At 53.6% G+C, this 233-nt stretch carries 1 rRNA gene; it reads right to left on the reverse strand.

The features are described from left to right. A 23S ribosomal RNA gene (locus tag FCV43_RS19885) occupies positions 1-233 on the reverse strand; the annotation flags it as partial.

Below are 233 nucleotides of genomic sequence, written 5' to 3' on the forward strand. Positions count from 1 at the left end.
ACACCCTGCCTATCAACGTCGTAGTCTACGACAACCCTTTAGGACGCTTATAGCGCCAGGGAAAACTCATCTCAAGGCTCGCTTCCCGCTTAGATGCTTTCAGCGGTTATCGATTCCGAACTTAGCTACCGGGCAATGCCATTGGCATGACAACCCGAACACCAGAGGTTCGTCCACTCCGGTCCTCTCGTACTAGGAGCAGCCCCTTTCAATTTTCCAACGCCCACGGCAGA

It is taken from the genome of Vibrio genomosp. F6 (assembly GCF_005146325.1).
GTDB lineage: Bacteria > Pseudomonadota > Gammaproteobacteria > Enterobacterales > Vibrionaceae > Vibrio > Vibrio cortegadensis.